This is a genomic window from Tessaracoccus yangjingae, assembly GCF_054483935.1.
The window spans coordinates 1,214,085-1,230,882 of record NZ_CM137014.1; the positions used below are offsets into that span (position 1 = coordinate 1,214,085).

Here is a 16,798-nt window from a genome sequence, read left to right on the forward strand (position 1 = left end):
CGCTGGCTGAGGTGCCGCGCAGCGGCCTGGAAGCCTAAGAAACGTGAGTTGACAAGGTGCGATGGTCAGGGCTCGAGGATCGTCGCTGCGCTGCTGGCACCTCAGCCAGCGGGAAGGGGCTCAGCCAGCGGGTGGGGGTCCGTCGACGGGTTGTGGCAGCACCACCCTGACCGCGGCAGGAATGACGTCGAAACGGATCCGACGCACGGTTCCCACCACATCGCCGTCGACCTGGCAGAGCACCGGCTCCGCGTACTCCGCGGTGACCGACGCGCCCTCGAGGCGGTCCAGCAGGGGCTCCTCCGACGTCTGCCGCAGCACCCCGCCGATCATCCGGGCGACGTCGCCGGCCGTCTCGGGCGAGGCCACCAGCACCTCCAGGGTCCCGTCGTGGGCGCTGGCCGAGGGCATGAGCGACACCCCCGGATACAGGTCACCGACGTTGCCCACCTCCACCAGCGACGCCTCCCGTTCGAGCGGGGCGGCGCCGTCGACGGTGAGCCGCAGCGGCACGGGCCGGGCCCTGATGTGGCCCAGTCCCGCCCACACGTACGCGGCCGGGCCGAGCGCGCGCTTCAGTGCCTCGTCGGTGTCGTGGAGGACCGCGGCGTCCGCGCCCAGGCCCACCATGACCGCCGCGACACCGTTGACCCCGCCGTCGAGGTCCTGATAGCGCATGAGGTCCATGCCCTGCGCCTCCCCGGTGAACGCCAGGGTGAGCGCCCGGCCGGCGTCGAGCGGGACGCCCAGATTGCGGGCCAGCAGGTTGCCAGTGCCCGACGGAAGGATGGCCACGGGGACGTCCGAGCCGCTGACGGCGGCGCACACCTCGCGCACGGTGCCGTCGCCGCCGGCGACCACCACCAGGTCGGCCTCCGACTCCAGCGCGGCCCGTGCCATGCCGCCTCCCGGGTCCTGCTCCGTGGTTGCCAGCCAGATGGGCGGCTCCCACCCCCGGTCGTGGGCCTCGTGCCCGATGAGGCGGTGCAGGACCGTGAGGTCACGCACCTTTCCGGGGTGGTACACCACGACGACGCGGCCCGGCCCCGTGTGCGATGCGACGGAGCGCGCCATGTGCACGTCGGCGATCAGGCAGGCCAGCGACGCGACGAACCCGCCGAAGAGGAACCCGCCCACCACGTCGGTGACGAAGTGCGCCCCGAGCAGCAGCCGGTCGGCCGCGACCACCACCACCGCGACACCGCCCAGCACGCGCGTGGCGAGCACCACGCGACGGGGGCGGCGGGTGGTGGTGGTGAGGACGCCGAGCAGGGTGGCCGCCACAGTCATGGCCACCGTGTGCGCCGACGGGTAGCTGAGCGGATCGCTGCTCACCAGGTAGTCCCACGGGCTGTCCGGGCGGTCGCGGCCCACCGTCAGCTTGAGCAGCGCCGTGCCCACCACGCCGAGCGCCACCGCGATGACGATGGCCCGCGCCATCGCCAGGAACCTCCGCCGCCACGCCCACCAGGCGACGGCCAGCAGGCCCGGGTAGATCAGGGTCGGGACCGTGAGCAGCGCAACGGCCGCCGCCGCCTGGCCCACCACGGACCGGTCGGCCACGGGGGAGTGCGGCCACAGGTCGTCGACGGAGGCGGGCAGGAGGAGAGTCCACACTACGAAGGCGGCGCCGAAGCCCAGCGTCGCCGCCACCGTCACGGGCGACCTCCGCATCATGGCCGTGATTCTTCCACCGCCGGGTGGGCGGCGGGCGGGGCGTGCTCAGGCGGTGCGGGCCGGGCGCCGCCGGACGAACAGCCACGGGAGGACGGCGCCGGCCATCACCGCGCCGGTCACCGCGAACGCCCAGCCGAAGCCGACGGCGTCCGCGATGGCGCCGGCCAGCATGGTGCCCGCGATGGAGCCGAGGTCCATCGACATGGAGTAGGTGGACAGGGCCTGGCCGCCGTTGCGGTTGGAGCCGATGATGTCGGCCATCAGCGCCTGGGACGCGGGCGCGATGAGCGCTGCCCCGGCCCCGGCCAGCGCGGAGAGCGCCAGGAACACCCAGAGCGCGTCCACCCAGCCGAAGAAGATCGTCGCTGCAGCGGACACGAGGAGTCCCACGACGAGGAAGGGTCTGCGGCCCCGTCGGTCCACGAGGCGGCCGGTGGCCTGCTGGGTGACGGCGTTGCCGAGCGCGAAGAGGGTCAGCGCGATGCCGGCGGCCTGGTTCCCGATGGTGGGCACCGCCGCCGCCATGAGCGGCAGCAACGCGATCCGGACGCCGAAGTTGGCCCAGCCGTGCGCGAACCCGGTGACCAGCAGCGCCCGGTAGTACGGCAGGCCCATGGCCTCGGCCAGCGACATGGTGGCGCGCTGCTCGCCGTCGACGGGGCGCCCCCCGGGGCCTCCGTGCAGGAACACCATCACCACGGCCGCCGCTATGAACACCGCCCCGGCGTAGATGAAGAACGGGACCCGCAGGCCCAGGCCCTGCATCGCCGAGCCCAGGATGGGGCCGGCGATGTTGCCGAGCAGGAAGGCGGTGCCGTAGAGCGAGGAGGTGTGCCCGCGCTGCGCCGGGGGTGACAGCCGGACCAGCAGCGCCATCGCGGAGACGGTGAACATCACCGAGCCCACGCCGCCCAGCCCGCGGAACACCAGGAGCCACCAGAAGTCCGTGGCCAGCCCGCTCAGCACGCTCGACGCGCCCACGATGATCAGGCCCACCAGATAGACCCGCCGCTCGCCCAGCTTGTTGACCAGCGCGCCGCCCGCGGGGGCGAACAGGAGCCGGACAAGGGCGAACACCGAGACGATGGACGACGCGGCCATCAGCCCCACGTCGAACGACTTGGCGAACTGCGGGAGGATGGGCGCGACGATGCCGAACCCGAGCGCGATGATCATGGCCGAGGCCACCAGCACCCAGATCTCGGCCGAGATCGGCTCCCGTCGCCCCGTCGTCAGCTCACCCGTCACCGCCCCACCCTATGCGACCGCCCGGGTGCGGGGGTGGGCTGGGTTTGAGCCAATGGATGGGTTCGCGGGGGACCCCGCGCGGGAGCTGAGCGTGACGAGTGCCGCGAACCCATCCATTGGCTCAAACCCTCCCCCCACCCCGGGAGGGCCAGGTGGTCGGGGCGGCCGCGCCCGAGTCCTCCGGCGCGGCGTCGGTAAGGTAGGGCCCATGATCGATCCCAAGTGGCTCCGCGCGGATCCAGACCGCATCCGACGTTCCCAGGCCGCCCGGGGCGCCTCGGTCGAGCTCGTCGATGACCTGATCGACGCAGACGAGTCCCGCCGCTCCACCATCCTCGCCTACGAGACCCTCCGCGCCGAGCAGAAGGGGCTGGGCAAGGAGGTGGCCAGGGCCAAGGGCGACGAGCGGGCCGCGCTGCTTCAGCGCACGGGCCAGCTGGCTGCGGACGTGAAGGCGGCCCAGGCCGCCGTCGACACCACCGAGGAACGGTTCACCGAACTCATGAAGCAGCTCGGCAACCTGGTCCTCGACGGCGTCCCCGAGGGCGGGGAGGACGAGGGCGTCGTCCTCGAGACGGTCGGCACCCCCCGGGACTTCGCGGCGGAGGGCTTCACGCCCAGGGACCATCTGGAGATCGGCGAGCTGCTCGGCGCCATCGACATGGAGCGCGGCACCAAGATCTCCGGGTCCCGCTTCTACGTGCTCACCGGCATCGGCGCGCAGCTGGAGCTGGCGCTGCTCAACCTGGCCATGACCAAGGCCGCCGAGTGGGGGTTCACGGCCATGATCCCGCCGGCGCTGGTGAAGCCGTCGGCCATGGAGGGGACCGGGTTCCTCGGGCAGGCCGCGCAGGACGTCTACCACCTCCCGGCGGACGATCTGTACCTCGTCGGCACCTCCGAGGTGGCTCTTGCGGCCTACCACGCGGGGGAGATCCTCGACGGCGCCACCCTCCCCCGGCAGTACGTGGCCTACTCGCCGTGCTTCCGCCGCGAGGCCGGCTCCTACGGCAAGGACACCCGCGGCATCTTCCGGGTCCACTGGTTCGACAAGGTGGAGATGTTCGTCCACTGCGACCCGGCGGACGCGGAGGCCTGGCACGAGAAGCTGCTCGGGTGGGAGAAGGAGTTCCTGACCGCGCTGGAGGTGCCGTTCCAGGTGCTCGACGTGGCCTCGGGCGACCTCGGCCTGTCGGCCGCCCGCAAGTTCGACTGCTACGCCTGGCTGCCCACGCAGGAGCGCTATCGCGAGGTGACCTCCACCTCGAACTGCACCGAGTTCCAGGCCCGCCGCCTCGGCATTCGGGGCCGCTTCGCCGACGGCGTGCGCCCCGTCGCCACCCTCAACGGCACGCTGTGCGCCATGACGCGCATCATCATCATGCTGCTCGAGAATCACCAGCAGCCCGACGGCTCCGTGCGCGTCCCGGAGGCCCTGCGTCCCTACCTGGGAGGCCGGGAGGCGCTGGTTCCGCCGGCGTAGCCCCGGCCGTTCGGCCCCAGGTCACCGGGTGTTCACCAGCGTCTGTCACGCTCGCCGCACCGTGGCCGCCGGGTCATGCTAGAGAGGTTCGTTTGCCCATGAAGTTCAGCCCCAGGATGGTGGCTCTAGACATCGACGGCACCCTCGTCGACCCGTTCGGCGACATGCCGCAGGAGGTGCACGCCGCCGTGCGACGCGTGGTGGACGCCGGGGTGCCGGTGGTGCTGTCGACGGGGCGGTCGTGGATCTCCACCGAGATCATCTTCACCCACCTGGACCTTCCCCCGGGGTGGGCGGTGTCCTCCAACGGCGCCATGGTCATCACCAACCCGCCGTTCGAGGTGCACCACGAGACCCGGTTCGACCCGAGGGAGACCGTGCACCGGGTGGCCGAGCTGGCGCCCAGCGCGTGCATCGCGGTGCAGGACGGCCTGCACTGGCGGGTGAACCGCCCCTTCCCCGACGGCGAACTCCAGGGCGACGTGACCATCGAGAGCATCGACGAGCTGGCCTCGCGGGAGGTCTCGCGCGTCATCGTGCGGGACCCGCACAGCTCGGAGGAGGTCTTCAACGGCATGGTGAGCCAGCTCGGCCTGCACGAGGTGGCCTACTTCATCGGCTGGTCCGCGTGGCTGGACATCGCGCCCATGGGCGTGGACAAGGCACACGGCCTCCAGATCGTGTGCGACCAGCTGGACATCGATCCGGCCGAGGTACTGGCCATCGGCGACGGCCGCAACGACATCGAGATGCTCGAGTGGGCCGGGCGCGGCGTCGCGATGGGAGACGCCCCGGACGTGGTGAAGGCGGCCGCCGACGCGGTCACCGGGCACTTCGCGGACCTGGGGACGGTCGAGGAACTCTCGCGCTGGTTCCCCGGCTAGCCGCTGGGCCGGGCGTGCCGATCCCGGAGCATCGCCCGTCGTTCAGCGCTCAGGGGCAGGCGTCCGGGCGCGCGTCAGGGCTGCATCGAGGCCCAGGACGCAGAACGCGATGACGACGCCGAGCAGCGTCTCGAGCAGCCGGTCCACGCCCGACTCGGCGGCCCCGACCCCCAGGATCCTCTGGCTGAAGACGATCAGAGTGGTGAGCAGCAGGGCGAACAGGGCGTAGTTGACCTCGCGGAATGTCATCACCAGGAACGCGGAGCCCAGGAAGAGCAGCACCAGGACCAGGGTGTTGTCGCCGACCAGCCCGGTGAGCGCCACCGCGATGATCACCCCGACGGCCGTGCCCAGGGTTCGCTGCGTGCCCAGGACGAAGGCCTGATGGCTGGGCGGGCGCATCACGAGCAGGGCGCAGACGGGGAGCCAGGCCGGATGGGCCGGGAAGAACGTGAAGCCGAGCAGGGTGGCGACCGCCAGTCCGAGCCCGCGCAGCACGGCGAACTGCCCCAGCGCGCTGCCGAGCTGCCCACGGCGCCCCGAAGACGGCTGCGCCGTCGTCCCTGCCTCGACGTCATCGTCACCGACCCCCTCATCGGAACCCTCACGGGCCCGTAGCCACGCCACCCCGGCACCGACGGCGGCGCCGACGGCGAACCCCGCGGCATACCCGAGCGGGCCCACGCCCGTGTCATGGAGGGTCAGCGCGAGGATGATCCAGATGGCGGAGATCAGGCCGCGGACGCCGGCCTTCCTGCTGCGGCCCGAGTGGAGCGCGGTGGCCACCCCGACGACGCCGACGAGGACCGCGGCAGCGACGGGACGGCCGTCGATCCAGACCGCGACGTAGGTGAGGGCGGCCCCCACGACGACCAGCGGCAGGAGCGCCTTGGCCCACGGGCGGCCCGCCGGGGGCGGATCCGTCGCCAGCAGGATGAGCGCCCCGATCACCGCGGCCATCGCCAGAGGCCCCCAGATCAGGATGGCCGCCGCCAACACGGACAGCACCGCGAGACCGGTCAGGCCGGCCCGGACGCTGATGAGACGACGGTCGAGCGTCAGGAGTTCCGTTGCGAAGGAGGCCACGTCGACATCGTAGGGACGTCGACGGCGCCGCGTGCCCACCGTCGATCAGGCGGCACGCACCCGGAACCACCTGAAGCCGTACCCCTCCAGCTGCACCGACAGCGCCCCGTCGTGCAGCACCGCCGCCTCGCCGTCGAGCAGGTTCTCGACCACGTCCCCGTCCGCCACCACCCGGGTCAGCGACACCGACACCGGGTCCGCCGAGAAGTTGTGCACCGCCACCACGGCCGAGCCGTCCAGCGCCACCTGATGGGCCAGCACCGACGGCGCCTCCGTCGCGATCACGGAGAACTCCCCCCAGCCCAGCTCGGGACGGCGCCTGCGCACGCCGATCAGGGTGCGCATGAACGCCCACAGCGAGAGGGGGTCATGCTCCTGGTCGGCGAAGTTGACGTGCTCCGGCCCGTAGCCGTCCGGAGCCACCCGCTGGACCAGCCTGCCGGGCTGCGCCGTCGAGAAGTCGCCGTTGCGGCCAGGACCCCACTGCATGGGGGTCCGCACCGCCATCCGCCCCGGCGCCTCGAGGTCCTCGCCCATGCCGATCTCCTCGCCGTAGTAGAGGGTGGGGGTGCCGGGCAGCGAGAACATCAGGCTGTAGGCCATCCGCACCCGGCGAGGGTCGCCGCCGAGCATCGGCGGCACCCGCCGCTTGAGGCCGCGGCCGTAGACCTGCATCGACTCCTCGGGGCCGAACGCGTCGAACACCTCCTGCCGCTCGGCCTCGCTCAGCTTGTCCAGTGTCAGCTCGTCGTGGTTGCGCAGGAAGGTGGCCCACTGGCAGGTGGGATGGATCGGCGGGCGCGCCTCGAGTGCGGTGACCAGCGGGCGCGGATCCTCGCGGGCCAGCGACAGGTAGGTGGCCTGCATGGCGATGAAGTCGAACATCATCTGCAGTTCGTCGCCCGCGTCGCCGCCGAAGAACTTCCGCTGCTCGGCGTGCGGCACGTTGACCTCGCCCAGTAGCATGGCGTGGCCCTTGCGGCGTTGCAGGAACGCCCGGACCTGCCTGATCACGTCGTGCGGGTCCACCGCCATCGTCGCGGCGCCGGTGTTCTCGGCGTTCTGGAGCAGGAACGGCACCGCGTCCACCCGGAAGCCGTCCACGCCGAGCTCCAACCAGAACCCGACGGTGCGCAGGATCTCGTCCATGACCTCCGGATTGGCCAGGTTGAGGTCCGGCTGGTGGGCGTAGAAGTGGTGGAGGTACCACTGGCCGGTGCGCTCGTCGAGCGTCCAGATGCCCTCCTCCTCGCCGGGGAACACCACCTCGGCGGAGGTGTCGCCCGGTTCCGTGTCGCGCCAGACGTAGTAGTCGCGGTACCGGTTGGTGGTGCTGCGCCGCGACGCGACGAACCAGGGGTGCTGGTCCGAGGTGTGGTTGACGATGAGGTCCGCGATGACCCGGATGCCGCGATCGTGGGCGGTGCGGATCACCTCCACCAGCTCGCCGTGGTTGCCGAGCCGCGGGTCCACGCCGTAGAAGTCCTTGACGTCGTAGCCGTCGTCGCGGTCCGGCGACGGGTAGAACGGCATGAGCCAGAGGCAGGTGATGCCCAGCTGGGCCAGGTAGTCGATGCGCTGCGCCAGGCCGGCGAGGTCTCCCACGCCGTCGCCGTCGGAGTCCAGGAAGGTCTCCACGTCCAGGCAGTAGACGACGGCGCTCTTCCACCACAGGTCGCTGGTGTCGGTGATCCGCATCGCCCGTCACCGCACCTTAGGCAGGACGTGGGTCCCGAACGCGTCCAGGTACGCGGCCTGGTCCTGACCGACGAAGTGCAGGTAGATGTCGTCGAACCCGAGCGCCGCGTACTCGCGGATCCAGGCGACGTGCTGGTCCAGCTCCTCGGAGATCCGCACCGCCTCGCGCACCGAGTCCAGCGTGATGTGCTCGGAGGCCGCGTCGAACCCCTCGACGGTGGCGATGTCCCACGCCAGCGGCGCGCCGAGCACGTTCGAGCGCCACTGGTCGAAGGCGATCCGCTCGGCCTCCTCCAGGGTGGGCGCCCAGGACAGGTGCAGTTGGAGCGCCAGGGGGCCGCGGCCACCGGCGCCGCGATAGGCCGCGATCACCTCGCGCAGGGTGTCGAGGTCCTGGTTGACGGTGATCAGCCCGTCCGCCCAGGCCGCGGCCCTCGCCGCCGAGGCCGCCGAGACGGCGGGCACCAGCAGCGACGGCGGCTCCTCCGGCCGGTCCCACACCTTCGCGCGGTCCACCGTGACCATGCCGGTGTGATTGACCACCTCGCCGTCCAGCAGGCGACGGATCACGTCGACGCACTCCTCGAGCCGGGCCACGCGCTCGTCCTTCGACGGCCAACGCTCCCCAGTGATCGACTCGTTCATGGCCTCGCCGCTGGCGAGCGCCGTCCAGAACCGGCCGGGGAACATGGCTGCGAGAGTGCCGATCTTCTGCGCCACGACGGCGGGGTGGTAGCGCTGGCCAGGGGCGCAGACGCAGCCGAAGGAGAGGTCCGTGGTGGCGAGGGCCGCGCCCAGCCACGCCCACGTGTAGCCGGAGTGCCCCTGCCGCTCTGACCACGGCTTGTAGTGATCCGAGCACATGGCCATGTCGTAGCCCACCCGCTCCGCCTGCTGGACGTCCAGCAGGAGTTGGCGCGGCGCGATCTGTTCGTGTGAGGCATGGAATCCGATTCGGGTCATGCCCCACTCTCACCCGGCCACAGCGCCGGATTCAAGCATTCCGGCAAACTGACGCCCCGCGCGTCAGGCGGCCGCCTCGCCGCGCGAGGCCCGGATCACGTCCGAGGCCACGGCCATGACCTCGACGGGGGAGGGCGTGGGACGGGCCGGGGGAGTGGTCAGCCCCTCCTCCTCGATCCTGCGCAGATGGCGCTTGATGGTGGACACGGAGCATCCGAGCTTCGCGGCCAGCCTGCTCAGGGGCTGGCTCGGGTTCTCCTCACGCAGCCGCAGGATCTCCCAGCGGTCGTACTGCCTGCCGGACCGCACGCCCACCATCGCGTCGAAGTCCTCCGTCGTCACGGTGACGGCCAGTCTGGCCCGGATGACCTGGCGTTGGCGCGGGGTGGTGCCCGCCACGAAGCCGGCGACGTCGAACTTGGTCACCGCGTCGGTGAGGCAGGTGGCGAGGAGCGGGCAGTGGGCGCACAGCGACTCTGCCCGCGCCCTCACACTGTCTCGCTCCTGCCTTTCCCCGCGGGACTGCGGCGAGGTGCCGTCGTCCAGCAGGCGGTGCAGGAATACGTCCGGATACCGCACGCAGGGTGTGGTCTCAGTCATCGGTGTGCCCCCTAGCTCTTCCGACTGAACGGGGAAGCGTGTCCCCGAAACAACCGTGCCAAGGGTGCTCGCGGCGGAACCCGCGGCCCGCTGGGCTCGACTACTCAAAGAATCTGAGCACGCAACGAAGCAGGTTTGAGTACGGATACTCAAATCACCCGAGCCCTGGGGCTGATTCCCGCGCCGTGATGGCGGCGACAAGCCACGACATCCCGCGTTCGCCCGACGAAGGAGGACCGCTAACTTTCGGCCATAGCGCAGCCGCCGCTCACCGTGCATGGCAGGTGAGCGGCGGCTGTAGGGCCGGTGACGGCGATCAGTCTGTGCCGGACTCCATGGAGGACGCCGCGACGGCCTCGTCGACGTCAGAGGGGCCGGTGGCGCCCAGCTCGGCGATGGCCGCGGCCCCGCCCGCCTCGAGGCGACCGATCAGGTCCTGATGCCCGGCCAGCAGGGTGCCCTGGGCCGCGTACAGCTCGAGCTTCTCGCGCGAGTCGGCGATGTCGAGGTTGCGCATGGTGAGCTGGCCGATGCGGTCGGTGGGCCCGAAGGCCGCGTCCTCCACGCGCTCCATCGACAACTTGTGCGGCTGGTAGCTGAGGTGGGGGCCACGCGTGTCGAGGATGGTGTAGTCGTCGCCTCGACGCAGGCGCAGGTCCACCTCGCCGGTGACGGCCGAGGCCACCCACCGGGTGATCGACTCGCGCAGCATCAACGACTGCGGGTCCAGCCAGCGGCCCTCGTACAGCAGCCGGCCGAGCCTCAGGCCCTCGGAGCGGTAGTTGGCCAGCGTGTCCTCGTTGTGGATGGCGCTGAGCAGCCGCTCGTAGGCGATCCACAACAGGGCCATGCCCGGGGCCTCGTAGATGCCGCGCGACTTCGCCTCGATGATGCGGTTCTCGATCTGGTCGCTCATCCCCAGGCCGTGGCGGCCGCCGATCCCGTTGGCCTCCATGACCAGGGCGACCGGGTCGTCGAAGCGCACGCCGTTGAGGGCGACGGGACGGCCCAGCTCGAAGCGCACCGTGACGTCCTCCGTCGCGATCGCCACCGACGGGTCCCAGTACTTCACGCCCATGATGGGCTCGACGGTCTCCAGGGACACGCTCAACTCCTCGAGCGTCTTGGCCTCGTGCGTGGCGCCCCAGATGTTGGCGTCCGTGGAGTAGGCCTTCTCCTTCGAATCCCGGTAGGGCAGCGAGCGTTCGGTGAGCCACTGGCTCATCTCGTCGCGGCCGCCGAGCTGGGCCACGAAGTCCTCGTCGAGCCACGGCTTGTAGATGCGCAGCTGCGGGTTGGCCATGAGGCCGTAGCGGTAGAACCGCTCGATGTCGTTGCCCTTGTAGGTGGAGCCGTCGCCCCAGATGAACACGTTGTCCTCGGCCATGGCCCGCACCAGGAGCGTGCCGGTGACGGCGCGGCCGATGGGGGTGGTGTTGAAGTACGCCTTGCCGGCCGACCGGATGTGGAACGCGCCGCAGGCCAGGGCCGAGAGGCCCTCCTCGACGAGCTGGGCCCGGCAGTCCACCAGCCTCGACAGCTCGGCGCCGTAGGCGACGGCGCGCCCGGGCACCGATTCGATGTCGGGCTCGTCGTACTGCCCGATGTCGGCGGTGTAGGTGCACGGGACGGCGCCGGCCTCGCGCATCCACGCGACGGCGACGGAGGTATCGAGGCCGCCGGAGAACGCGATTCCCACGCGCTCGCCGACGGGCAGGGAGGTCAAGACTTTGGACACGCAGGACACTGTAGTCGTCATGCTTTGAGGCCCAGGGGGTGTGCCGAACGGTGGGCGCCGCCCAGGTTCGGGCCCTCGTATGCAGGGGGTCGCGAAGGGGGCCCCTGATATGCTCCGAGCTCAGGATTGCCCCTCACTCGTGACGGAGAACTTTTAGATGCAGCAGCCCCACGCCGTCATTGTGATGCCCAACAACGTCGAGATCGACGCCCGGGCGCACCGCAACGGGTTGGCGCTGGCGGCGGCCGGCTTCAGGGTGACCATGGTCGGGTACGGCACCGGCATCCCGCCCGTCGGCGAGATCAGCGGCATCCCCTACTACCTCACCTACGGCCAGCAGGCGAAGAAGACGCTGAGCCTCGTCTATCGCACCGTCCGCAAGACCTTCCATCTGACCACGCGCCGCCGCCCCCCGCAGCCCGTGCTCAAGGCCGTGGCCGTCGTCGACGGCGCCACCGCGCGGGCCAAGCACGCCGTCCGGGCCGTCGCGCACAAGGTCCGCCACCCCGAGGAGATCGGGGGGCCGGACCCCACCACGTGGCAGGGGATGCTCCCGTTCATCGCGGACATGGAAGAGGCGATGTTCGCCCGCGTGGTCGAGCTCGAGCCGGACCTCGTGGTCTGCGACGTCCACCTCCTGCACCTGGCGCGCCGCGTGGCCGACCGGTTCCGGGGCCAGGGACGGAAGGTGGCGGTGCTCTACGACGCGCGCGAGTACGTCTACGGCCTCGCCAGCGAGGACCCGAACGTGCTGCAGGGGTTCCCGGCGCTGGAGGCCGAGTACATCCGCGGCTGCGATGCCGTGGTGACCGTCTGCGAGCCCATCGCGGAGTTCCTCCGCGACAAGTACGACATCCCGCTCCCACCGCTGGTGCCCAACGCGCCCATCGGGGACCTGCCCGCCACTGGCAGGCCGATGACCATCCGGGATTTCCTCGACATCGATCCGGACGCGCCGTTGCTGGCCTACGCCGGCGGCCTGTCGGTTCACCGCGGGGTGCACGACGCCGTCGAGGCGCTCACCCTGCTCCCGGGCGTCCATCTCGCGATCGGCGCCCGGCGGCCGAGCTCCTACACCCTGGAGCTCGACGAGCAGGCCCGGCGCCTGGGGGTGCGTGACAGGCTGCACTTCGTGCCGTTCGCGCCCACCCATGAGGTGGCCGACTACCTCGCCTCCGCCACGGCCGCGATCTTCCCCTTCCTCCCCGTCGGCAACCACAACTGGGCCGCACCCAACAAGTACTTCGAGTCCGTGCAGGCCCGGCTCCCCATCCTCACCTCCGACATGGAGTGGCTGAGCGAGCGGATCACGAGGTTCGGCATCGGCGAGGTGTTCCAGCACTCCAACCCCGCGTCGCTGGCCCAGGCGGCCACGAAGCTGCTCGGGGATCTGGACAGCTACAGGTCCAGGCTGACCGACGAGCTGGTTGCGGAGCACACCTTCGAGCACTTCAGCCACAACCTGGTCGACACGTGCCTCGCCACCCTCACCCCCCAGCTGCGGGCCGGGCTGCGGCCGCACGATCTGACCGCCCAGCTCTACAGCATCCGCCGCGACATGCTCGCGCAGCGGGCCAGCCTGTCGGACTCGGACCTCTTCGAGCCGCGTCCGCGGCTGCGGATCGGCACCACCAACTCGGCCGGTCAGGCCACCGAGTGGGCCCACGCGCTGATGCGCGAGCGCCCTCGCGTCATCGCGGACTCGGCGTGGCTGAAGCTCTCGGACCAGAACTACCCGGCCGACGAGGTGTTCACCCAGACGCAGTCGCTCACCCGCTACTGGCAGGAGCGGTTGAAGGCCAGGCTGGTCAACCGCTACACCCACGTGCTCAGCGAGTCCGGCCGGCCCATCGTGGGTAACGCGTTCGGCAAGTACTTCTGGCAGGAGACCGAGTGGCTGCGGGCCCAGGGCATCCGCCAGGGGCTCGTGTTCCACGGCTCGGACATCCGCAACCCCCGGGAGCACGCCCGGCTTGAGGCGTGGTCCCCCTTCCGTGGCGAGCTGCAGGGCGAGATGGCGGAGCTCACCGCCAAGCTGCAGCGGCGGGTGGACCACCTCACCCCGCACGTCAGGGCCTTCGACGGCCCGGTCTTCGTGACCACCGCGGACCTGTTCGACTACCTGCCCGACGCCACCTGGCTTCCCCTCACGGTCGACACCCGGCTCTGGTCCAGCGACAGGGTGCCGATGGCCGACGGGAAGCCGCCGGTCGTCCTGCACATCCCGAGCAGCGGCATCAAGGGCTCCGAGTACGTCGACGCGGCGTGCGAGGAGTTGCAGTCGCGCGGCCTCATCCGCTACGTGCGCGAGGAGGACATCCCGCACGAGCAGGTCAGGTCCCTGGTGCTCGGCGCCGACATCGTCATCGACCAGCTGCGCATCGGAGACTACGGCCTGGCCGCCGTCGAGGCCATGAGCGCAGGCAGGGTGGTGGTGGGTCACCTCGCGGACCGGGTGGCCGAGCGCTACCCGGGGGAGCCGCCCATCGTGCGCGCCACCGCCGACACGCTCGGCGAGGTCCTGGCCGGCCTGCTCGAGGACCCGGCGCGTGCCGCCGGGATCGGCGCCGCCGGGCGCGCCTACGTCCTCGAGTTCCACGACGGCCGACGCGCCGCCGAGGTGCTGGCCGGGTTCCTCCAGCTCGACGCATGACCGACCGCAGCCTCGCGGTCCTCACGCCCTGGTATCCCTCGCTGGGCAACCCCGTGCTGGGCAGCTTCGTCGCCGAATGGAGCCGCCTGGCGGCCGGAGGCTTCGACGTGCGGGTGGTCAACTCCGTCGAGTGGCCGGGTGGGCCGCAGGAGCTGGTCGACGCCCACCGCCCTGCCTTCGACGCCCTGATCCGACGGATGGGCGCGGCCGGCGCCCTCGACGCCCGCGGGGACTTCGGGACTCTGACCCGGGTGCCGCATGCGCTGGTGGGTGGATGGAGCGTGCCCCAGCGGGCCGCCAGCGCGGTCTCAGCCGTGGCCGGCGCGCTGCCGGGGCTCGAGGCCGACGTCATGCACGGCCACGTCATCTACTTCGGGGGCCTCCTGGCCGCGCGTCTCGCCGGTCCGGCGACGCGGGTGGTGGTGACCGAGCACTCGAGCGAGGCCCGCACCGTGCTCGCGGACCCGGCCGGCCGCGAGCTCTACGCGGAGGTCCTGGACCGGGCCTCCTACCTCACCTGCGTCAGCGGCCAGGTCCGGGACCTGATCCTCGGCCACCTCCCCGGCAACGACGCCAAGGTGGTCGTGGTGCCCAACCCCGTCGACTTCGACGGCGCCCCCCGTCGGGACGCGCCCCCTGAGACGCTGGACCGCTGGGTCTTCGTCGGAGGGCTGCTCGAGATCAAGGGCGTGCAGCGGCTGATGGCCGCCTTCACCCGCTTCGCGGGGGAGCGCCCGGCGGCCACCCTCGACCTGTTCGGCGACGGGCCCCTCCGCGGGGAGCTTGAGGACTCGGTGCGGGTCGCCGGCCTGGGCGGCCGCGTGAGGTTCCACGGCAACGTGCCCAAGCCGTCGGTCCTGGCGGCGCTGCCTCGCTTCGACGTGCTGGTCGCGCCCAGCCGCTACGAGACGTTCCACCTAGCGGTGAGTGAGGCTGTCGCGGCGGGGCTGCCGGTGGTGGTGACCAGGAGCGGAGGCCCCCAGGAGGCGCTGGGGGACACCATCCGGCTGTGCGGCCGGTTCATCGACGTGGCGGAGGACCCGGCCGGGATCCTGGACGCTGTGACCGACATCGAGGAGGGCCTTCAGGGCCTCGATCCGGCCGGCGCACGCCGGGAGCTGTCTGCCAGATACGGTCCCGCGGCCGTGAGCGCACGCCTCGCGGAGCTCTACGGCGTGGCCCCGTGGGGCCCTGCGCGGGCGGCGTCCGGGCAGGCCGGCCCCGCGCCGGAGCGGGTCGAGGTGTTCGCCCGCAGGACCTGGCGCTCACCGGCGGTCGAGCCGCAGGTCGCGCTGGCCGAGGCCCAGGGCGCAGTCGTCCACACGGTCGGCGTGCCCCAGCCCAAGCCAACCGCACGTCCGCTCTCGGTCCCTCAACGCGCGCTGCGGAAGGCCCGCCGGATGGTGGAGGGCCTCCGGCCCGCCGCGACGCCTGACCCGGCCGGCGCCGGCACGCTGGCGCTTCTGGGAGACCTCACCTCGGCTGCGGACCTGGCCGCGTTCTGGGACGCCAACCCCGCGGTGCGGCCCAGCGTCGAGCTCGATCCCACTCTCTTCGGCCTGCCGCCGGTGGATGCGGCAGAGGCCCGCTGATGCGCGTCCTGATGCTCGTCGCCACCTCCGTGGCCACCGACACCCGGGTGCTCCGCGAGGCAGGGGGGCTCGTCGGTGCCGGACACAGCGTCCACATCATCGGCAAGTCCGTCCCCGCGGGATTCCGGCCCGGCCAGGGCATCACGGTCTCCAGCGTCGGCACGTCGTCGGTGTTCAGGGGCGAGCAGGGGACCTCGTTGTCGGGCCGCCGCCTGTCGTGGCCGGCGCGGGTCGGCCGGTGGCTGCTGCTCCCGCAGCACCGCAACAGCGCCTTCGGCCGGTGGGCGGAGGGCGCCTACGCCGACGCGTCCGCCCGCTCGTTCGACGTGGTGCACGCCCACGACTTCACCGCACTCGGCGCGGGTGCCAGGCTCGCAGGTGAGCGTGGCGTGCCGCTGGTCTACGACTCCCACGAGCTGTGGACCGGCGTGCCGCGCGAGTACCGGCCGACGCCGCTGCAGGACCGCCGCGAGCGCCGTCAGGAGGCCGAATGGGGCGGGCGGGCCGCCGCGGTGATCACCGTCGGGCCCGGGGTCGCGGACGCGTTGCGGCGCCAGTACGGCTGGGGGAACGTCGCGGTGGTGCGCAACACCTTCCCCCTGCTTCCCGAGGCCGAGCTCCCTGTGCTGCCCGAACGCCCCCGCGGCGCCGTCTACGCGGGACGGGTGGGCGCCTACCGCGAGCTCGAGGTGATCGCGGCGGCCAGCCGGGAGGTCGAGCTGCCCATCACCATCGTCGGCCCCGGGGACGGGACCTGGCTCACCACGTTCGACGCGGGCCGCGCCTCGGTGCTGCCGGCCCTTCCCCTCGACGACGTGTCGCGGGCGATCGCGGAGGCGGGCCTGGCGCTGGTCACGCATTCCGACCGATGGCCCAATCACCGCCTGGCCATGCCGAACAAGCTGTTCCACGCCGTCAGCCTGGGGGTGCCGGTGGTGGCCACCGACGTCGGCCAGCTCGGCGAGCTGGTGCGCGAGCACCGCCTGGGCGTGCTGTACCGGCCGGGAGACGCGGCCTCGTTCGCCGACGCCGTCCGGCGGGCGCAGGCGGAGTACCCTCAGCTTGTCCGTCAGGTGCGCGAGGCGCGGCCGCGGCTCAGTTGGCCGGAGGACGAGGCGGCGCTCCGGCGGGTGTATGGGACACTTGGCATCGATCCGCGGGTCGGTTGACCCGGCG

The 16,798-nt window shown here is 71.7% G+C and carries 12 protein-coding genes; 5 read left to right on the plus strand and 7 right to left on the minus strand.

Annotated features, from left to right (window positions below; translation table 11 throughout):
• Positions 1-120: 120 nt before the first annotated feature.
• Together ACX1D3_RS05095 and ACX1D3_RS05100 are read right to left on the minus strand one after the other, a co-directional pair.
• Complete coding sequence (locus tag ACX1D3_RS05095) at positions 121-1,677, minus strand: bifunctional phosphatase PAP2/diacylglycerol kinase family protein (RefSeq protein WP_458995905.1); 1,557 nt, start codon at positions 1,675-1,677, stop codon at positions 121-123.
• 45 nt (positions 1,678-1,722) lie between these two features.
• Positions 1,723-2,925 carry an MFS transporter gene (locus tag ACX1D3_RS05100; RefSeq protein ID WP_458995906.1) on the minus strand — a complete coding sequence of 401 codons (1,203 nt, stop codon included), beginning with the start codon at positions 2,923-2,925 and terminating at the stop codon, positions 1,723-1,725.
• 208 nt (positions 2,926-3,133) lie between these two features.
• On the opposite strand from ACX1D3_RS05100, the gene serS reads away from it, so the two are divergent.
• On the plus strand, positions 3,134-4,408 hold the full coding sequence (gene serS / locus ACX1D3_RS05105; protein ID WP_458995907.1) for a serine--tRNA ligase: 1,275 nt from the start codon (positions 3,134-3,136) through the stop codon (positions 4,406-4,408).
• Between the two features lie 98 nt (positions 4,409-4,506).
• Positions 4,507-5,292, plus strand: a complete 786-nt coding sequence (locus tag ACX1D3_RS05110) for an HAD family hydrolase (RefSeq protein WP_458995908.1) — start codon at positions 4,507-4,509, stop codon at positions 5,290-5,292.
• Between the two features lie 42 nt (positions 5,293-5,334).
• Here ACX1D3_RS05110 and ACX1D3_RS05115 read toward each other — a convergent pair whose 3' ends face one another.
• From ACX1D3_RS05115 to argG, 5 genes are all read right to left on the minus strand, one after another.
• Positions 5,335-6,378, minus strand: coding sequence for an FUSC family protein (locus tag ACX1D3_RS05115; RefSeq protein WP_458995909.1), 1,044 nt, complete (start codon positions 6,376-6,378; stop codon positions 5,335-5,337).
• Between the two features lie 45 nt (positions 6,379-6,423).
• On the minus strand, positions 6,424-8,076 hold the full coding sequence (locus tag ACX1D3_RS05120) for an alpha-amylase family protein (protein WP_458995910.1): 1,653 nt from the start codon (positions 8,074-8,076) through the stop codon (positions 6,424-6,426).
• A gap of 6 nt (positions 8,077-8,082) precedes the next feature.
• Entirely contained in the window at positions 8,083-9,039 is a 957-nt protein-coding gene (locus ACX1D3_RS05125; protein ID WP_458995911.1) for a TIGR03885 family FMN-dependent LLM class oxidoreductase, read from the minus strand.
• Positions 9,040-9,102: 63 nt separating this feature from the next.
• Positions 9,103-9,639 carry a helix-turn-helix domain-containing protein gene (locus ACX1D3_RS05130; RefSeq protein ID WP_458995912.1) on the minus strand — a complete coding sequence of 179 codons (537 nt, stop codon included), beginning with the start codon at positions 9,637-9,639 and terminating at the stop codon, positions 9,103-9,105.
• Positions 9,640-9,955: 316 nt separating this feature from the next.
• Positions 9,956-11,386, minus strand: coding sequence for an argininosuccinate synthase (argG, locus tag ACX1D3_RS05135; protein ID WP_458996485.1), 1,431 nt, complete (start codon positions 11,384-11,386; stop codon positions 9,956-9,958).
• 148 nt (positions 11,387-11,534) lie between these two features.
• On the opposite strand from argG, the gene ACX1D3_RS05140 reads away from it, so the two are divergent.
• The 3 genes from ACX1D3_RS05140 to ACX1D3_RS05150 are packed head-to-tail and all read left to right on the plus strand — an operon-like array spanning position 11,535 to position 16,791.
• Complete coding sequence (locus ACX1D3_RS05140; RefSeq protein WP_458995913.1) at positions 11,535-14,030, plus strand: glycosyltransferase family 4 protein; 2,496 nt, start codon at positions 11,535-11,537, stop codon at positions 14,028-14,030.
• Complete coding sequence (locus ACX1D3_RS05145) at positions 14,027-15,622, plus strand: glycosyltransferase (protein WP_458995914.1); 1,596 nt, start codon at positions 14,027-14,029, stop codon at positions 15,620-15,622. The genes ACX1D3_RS05140 and ACX1D3_RS05145 overlap by 4 nt, the downstream gene beginning before the upstream one ends.
• Positions 15,622-16,791, plus strand: coding sequence for a glycosyltransferase (locus ACX1D3_RS05150; protein ID WP_458995915.1), 1,170 nt, complete (start codon positions 15,622-15,624; stop codon positions 16,789-16,791). The genes ACX1D3_RS05145 and ACX1D3_RS05150 overlap by 1 nt, the downstream gene beginning before the upstream one ends.
• Positions 16,792-16,798: the final 7 nt, after the last annotated feature.